The 5,253-nt window shown below is 46.1% G+C and carries 6 protein-coding genes; all 6 read left to right on the top strand.

Translation table 11 applies throughout. The features are described 5' to 3' along the window. The first annotated feature begins 575 nt into the window (after window positions 1-575). Window positions 576-1,061 carry an allophycocyanin subunit alpha gene (gene apcA, locus H6S82_RS17050; RefSeq protein WP_190465108.1) on the top strand — a complete coding sequence of 162 codons (486 nt, stop codon included), beginning with the start codon at window positions 576-578 and terminating at the stop codon, window positions 1,059-1,061. A gap of 67 nt (window positions 1,062-1,128) precedes the next feature. Next, entirely contained in the window at window positions 1,129-1,614 is a 486-nt protein-coding gene (gene apcB / locus H6S82_RS17045; protein ID WP_190465107.1) for an allophycocyanin subunit beta, read from the top strand. Window positions 1,615-1,837: 223 nt separating this feature from the next. After that, entirely contained in the window at window positions 1,838-2,041 is a 204-nt protein-coding gene (locus H6S82_RS17040; protein ID WP_190465106.1) for a phycobilisome linker polypeptide, read from the top strand. A 262-nt stretch (window positions 2,042-2,303) separates the two neighbouring features. Continuing rightward, on the top strand, window positions 2,304-3,500 hold the full coding sequence (locus H6S82_RS17035) for an FtsW/RodA/SpoVE family cell cycle protein (protein ID WP_190465105.1): 1,197 nt from the start codon (window positions 2,304-2,306) through the stop codon (window positions 3,498-3,500). 83 nt (window positions 3,501-3,583) lie between these two features. After that, window positions 3,584-4,573: a pentapeptide repeat-containing protein gene (locus tag H6S82_RS17030; protein ID WP_190465104.1), complete on the top strand. Its 990-nt coding sequence runs from the start codon at window positions 3,584-3,586 to the stop codon at window positions 4,571-4,573. A 15-nt stretch (window positions 4,574-4,588) separates the two neighbouring features. Next, window positions 4,589-5,253, top strand: a 665-nt coding sequence (locus H6S82_RS17025; protein ID WP_191056457.1) for an SDR family NAD(P)-dependent oxidoreductase, incomplete at its 3' end; no start/stop codon positions are given.

Below are 5,253 nucleotides of genomic sequence, written 5' to 3'. Positions count from 1 at the left end.
TAGGGGCTAGGAGCTAGGGGCTAGGGGCTAGTGGCTAGGGGCTAGTGGCTAGGGGAAGAGGGAGAGGGAGAGGGAGAGGAAGAGGGAAAAGATTTATTCTCCAGCGCCCCCGCTCCCCCGCTCTCTCGCTCCCCCGCTCTCCCGCTCCTCCACTCCCCCGCGCCCCCTTCCTCTATGCAAAAAATTAATCCGCCTTATCTTCTACTACTGAAGATAGGGCGATTTCCTGTTACGTCTGATTTGGCAAGCCGCAGATAAACATGAGGAGATTTATTACAAAGTATTAAGAGCAGAGTCAAAATGTGAACGTAATGTCGCAAAATATTTGCGAAGGTAGCTGTGTTTCAAATCAGATGTAGTTCTGATAACCTAAAAAACTTGAAGAATGCTGAAGCTCTGCTCAGAATAAATTTCGATCGAACATTGTTCTGAGAATTGAGTGTAAATGCTTCGAGAATTCAAGTAAGCTACACAGTGGGTGTGTGCAAAGACGCGATCGCGACGAAAGCACACACAATCGATGCAAACGCCAGTTTAATCACATCTGGTTACATCTTTTTTGGAGGATTCCGTTAATGAGTATCGTCACGAAATCCATCGTGAATGCAGATGCTGAGGCTCGCTATCTCAGCCCCGGCGAACTGGATCGGATCAAGAGCTTCGTAACGAGCGGTGAGCGTCGTCTACGCATCGCCCAAACTTTGACCGACTCTCGCGAACGCATCGTTAAGCAAGCTGGCGATCAACTGTTCCAAAAGCGCCCTGATGTAGTTTCTCCCGGTGGCAACGCCTACGGTGAAGAAATGACCGCTACCTGCCTGCGCGACCTAGACTACTATCTGCGCCTGGTTACTTACGGAATCGTAGCTGGCGATGTCACCCCAATCGAAGAAATCGGTTTGGTGGGCGTTCGCGAAATGTACAATTCTCTGGGCACCCCCATTCCTGCCGTAGCTGAAGGCATCCGTGCTATGAAGAACGTTGCCGCCTCTTTGCTGTCTGCTGAAGACGCATCTGAAGCTGGCTCCTACTTCGACTACGTGATCGGTGCGATGCAGTAGGACGAGTGTCCTCTGGAAAGCACTCAATTAAAAATTCCCAGATTAGGTGACTTAAGGAAGCAAAAAGATGCAAGACGCGATTACCGCTGTTATCAACTCCTCTGACGTTCAAGGTAAGTACCTGGACACCGGTGCTTTAGAAAAGCTCAAAGGCTATTTCCAAACCGGCGAATTGCGGGTACGCGCTGCTACCACTATCGCTGCTAACGCCGCTGCGATCGTTAAGGAAGCAGTAGCTAAGTCCCTGCTGTACTCGGATATCACCCGTCCCGGTGGCAATATGTACACCACCCGTCGCTATGCTGCTTGCATCCGCGACTTGGATTACTACCTCCGCTATGCTACCTATGCGATGTTGGCTGGCGACCCCTCCATCCTCGATGAGCGCGTACTCAACGGTTTGAAGGAAACCTACAACTCCTTGGGCGTTCCCGTCTCCGCTACCGTTCAAGCTATCCAAGCTATGAAGGAAGTTACCGCTAGCCTCGTAGGTGCTGATGCCGGTAAAGAAATGGGCGTTTACTTCGACTACATCTCCTCTGGCTTGAGCTAGAAAAGGCGAAAGTGAAAAGTGAAAGGCCAAATGACTTTTAACTTTTGAATGCCTGACTTTTGACTTTCACATGGTCTGGGAAGTCAGGAGTCAATGCTAGAGCGTTATATATTTGTCTAATTGACTGGATAAGTTTTAGCGGCTAGTATTTACTCTTGACTCCCAGACCTTGGTTTATCATCATCACTTCAAACGTCGATCGGATGCCAGGAGAAAATAACTCATGCGGATGTTCAAAATAACTGCTTGCGTTCCCAGCCAAACTAGAATTCGCACTCAACGGGAACTGCAAAACACATATTTTACGAAGCTAGTGCCGTATGACAACTGGTTTCGCGAACAGCAACGGATTATGAAAATGGGCGGCAAAATCGTCAAAGTTGAACTGGCGACTGGCAAGCCTGGTGCTAATACAGGATTGCTGTAATTCTGGAAAAAACCTTTACAAACTTCGCGAAATAAAATCGTCCCGTTGTGAAGATTGGGAGATTCAAAAAAAGCCGCCTGCGAATACATGGCTTGCAGTCATGCGATCGCAGGCGGCAAAGTTTTTTTAATTTTTGCAAAGTTAATGCAGAGTGGGCGGCCAAATATGATAAGGGTAAAAAGACTATTTTTGGCGATTGCCCCAGTTTCTGCGATCGCGATTTAGTAAACCTAATATATTGCGTAGTGGTAGGATCGACCTTTTGGCAGTTAACTTACGTCACCTAATACCCTTCTTTGATGGCGATCGAGAAGAATGGGGAATACAAGCCAGATTGTTGCGTTGGCTGACATTCCTATGGCTGTTTATGGGAATTGTGGTCTTGTTCTCAGCATCTTACCCTGTAGGCGATGCCTATTACGGAGACGGACTGTACTACGTTAAACGCCAACTCATCTCTATTTTGATGGGTATGGTGGGGTTTAACCTGATCGTGCGTTTCCCACTTCGCTACATCTTGGGAATGGCGCACTGGTTTGTAGTACTGCTGTTGGGATTAATTATCGTAACTTTGATTCCAGGTCTGGGAACTACAACCAATGGTGCCACGCGCTGGCTGGCTTTGGGCCCTATGCCGATTCAACCCTCCGAGCTGATTAAGCCTTTTTTGGTGTTACAAAGTGCGCGGATATTTGGCCAATGGGATCGGCTGAGATGGAAAGTACGTCTGACTTGGCTGTTTATTTTCTCTGTCGTACTTTTGGGAATTTTGTTGCAGCCTAACTTAAGTACGACGGCGTTTTGCGGTATGACGATTTGGCTGATCGCTTTAGCCGCCGGCTTACCTTATATTCAACTGGGGGGAACCGCTTTCGCTGGTTTGCTCTTGGGTATTATCAGTATTACCAGAAATGAATATCAGCAAAAGCGGATCATGTCTTTTCTCAATCCCTGGGCAGATCCGATGAAGAACGGTTATCAGTTGGTTCAAAGTCTGCTAGCAGTAGGTTCTGGTGGGGTTTGGGGCAGTGGATACGGGCTGTCTCAGCAAAAGTTATTTTATCTGCCCATTCAGTACACCGATTTTATCTTTGCGGTATTTGCAGAAGAGTTTGGCTTTGTGGGCGGCATGGTGCTGTTTCTGCTGCTTTTTGGTTATGGGACAATGGCTTTGATTGTGGCGATGAAGACTCAAAATGTCGTTCATCGACTGGTAGCGATCGGCGTGATGATTTTGTTAGTGGGACAGTCGCTAATGAATATTGCTGTGGCGACGGGTGCGCTACCGACGACGGGTTTGCCTTTGCCTTTGTTCAGCTATGGCGGTAATTCGATGATTGCGAGTTTGCTGGCAGCTGGATTGTTGATTCGCGTGGCAAGAGAGAGTAGCGAAGCAGAGGTGGTGTCTCTGGAAGAGAAGCGATCGGCTGTGAAACGGGGACGACGCAGAAACAATTAAAAATTCTCAATCGAGTTCGATCGCTGTTTGTAGTTTGTGTATTACAATAATACAAAAAAAGCCAACTTGTTTGGACTTTAGTTATGCCAGAAAAATTCGATCGGCCCAAAGACACCGATGCTGTACTTGGCGGACATTCTCCACCCCCACGCACTGGTGCAGTACTGGGAGGATTAAGCGGAGTCAAGTGGAGGCTGACAAGTGGCGTAGCAGAGCATCGCATAGAGGCACTTTATGAGGCTCTGAAATATGGCGATGCAGGTTTTGAATTGGTAATTCAGGGATTACTTGATGAAGCCGAACAAGTACAAGAAATTGCCTACTATTTATTGGTTGGAAAAGTGCAACAACTCACCCTACTTCAAAAAGGAGTTGCTATTTGGAATGGATGGAGGAAGTGGAATATCTTGATAAGGAATTTCGATGCAGACCTTCGCGGGGTTAACTTGAGCGGGATGAACCTCAAAAGGGCTAATTTTAGACAGTGCAATCTCACGGGAGCTAACTTCAGCGGCGCAGATCTTAGCGAGGCTAAACTCTACAAAGCAAATCTCAGCGAGGCGAACTTTACGGGGGCTAACCTCAGTGGAGCCAATCTCAACGGAGCTATTTTGCAAGGGGCAATTTTTGAGGAAGCAAAACTCGATAAAGCTAATTTTAGTAGAACAAACCTCAGTCAATTTAATTTTCGCGAAACAATTCTGCAAAGAGCTAACTTTACTAAAGCCCAGTTGGGTAAAGCTGACTTCACCAGAGCAAATTTGAAAAAGTCGAAATTTATTAAGGCTAATCTTCATCAAGCCAACTTTACCGAAGCCGATGTAAGCGGCGTAAACTTTAGAGGAGCTAACCTTAGTGGAGTGAACCTGAGTGGGTTTAACTTGAGCGGACTTAACTTCAGCGATGCTAATCTTAGAAAGGCTAATCTTAGTAGTGCGAACTTTCGAGGATCGAACCTCAGCGGCACTAGCTTTATTGAGGCTAACCTCGTTAAAGCTAACCTCAAAAAAGCTAATCTCGCATTAACTAATTTCCAGAAAGCTATCATGCCTAATGGCAGAATACATAAGTAGTCACCTAAATTTACCATGCACAAGCCGCAACGTTGCATTGTCTGTAAAAATATTTTTTCAGGGTGGCATTTCTTTTATCCACAACTCTGCATAAACTGCGGCGATTTCAATTATGCGAAACGAAATCAAACTGCTGACTTGAAAGGTTTTTTTGCCTTAGTCACTGGAGCCAGGGTAAAAATTGGTTACGCAGTGACTTTGAAATTACTCAGAGCAGGTGCAACTGTTATAGCTACGACACGCTTCCCTCACGATGCGGCTAAAAGATATGCGAGTGAATCAGATTTTGGCGAATGGAAAAATCGCTTACACATTTATGGGTTAGATTTGCGAAATATTGCGAGAGTTGAGCGATTCACGCAAAATATCGCCAGCTTTTATACGAGACTCGATATTATTATCAACAACGCGGCGCAGACGATTCGCCGTCCACCAGCGTTTTATCAACATTTGGTAGAATTTGAAGCTTTATCTTTGACTGAGTTGCCGGCAGAAATTCAGCCTTTACTTGTTGGCGATCGCTCTTTGGCTATTGGCAAATTAAACGAAGAGACAAAGTTTCTCGGATCTGATGAAGGAAAAGATTTTGAAGATGCAATTGTAGCAAATAACTTATCTTTACCAATCAATTCTGCTCTAACGTCGCCACTTCCCTTACTTCCGGGTGACGAGCAAGAAGA

This window comes from Planktothrix sp. FACHB-1355, assembly GCF_014748295.1.
In the GTDB taxonomy this organism is placed as follows: domain Bacteria; phylum Cyanobacteriota; class Cyanobacteriia; order Cyanobacteriales; family Aerosakkonemataceae; genus Aerosakkonema; species Aerosakkonema funiforme_A.
The sequence above is the reverse complement of the archived record's forward strand: the minus strand, read 5'-3'. Positions and strand labels throughout refer to the sequence as shown.

Excerpts from the sequence above, each read along its gene's own strand:
- apcA (WP_190465108.1), top strand. The coding sequence starts at position 576 with ATGAGTATCGTCACGAAATCCATCGTGAATGCAGATGCTGAGGCTCGC.
- apcB (WP_190465107.1), top strand. The coding sequence starts at position 1,129 with ATGCAAGACGCGATTACCGCTGTTATCAACTCCTCTGACGTTCAAGGT.
- H6S82_RS17040 (WP_190465106.1), top strand. The coding sequence starts at position 1,838 with ATGCGGATGTTCAAAATAACTGCTTGCGTTCCCAGCCAAACTAGAATT.
- H6S82_RS17030 (WP_190465104.1), top strand. The coding sequence starts at position 3,584 with ATGCCAGAAAAATTCGATCGGCCCAAAGACACCGATGCTGTACTTGGC.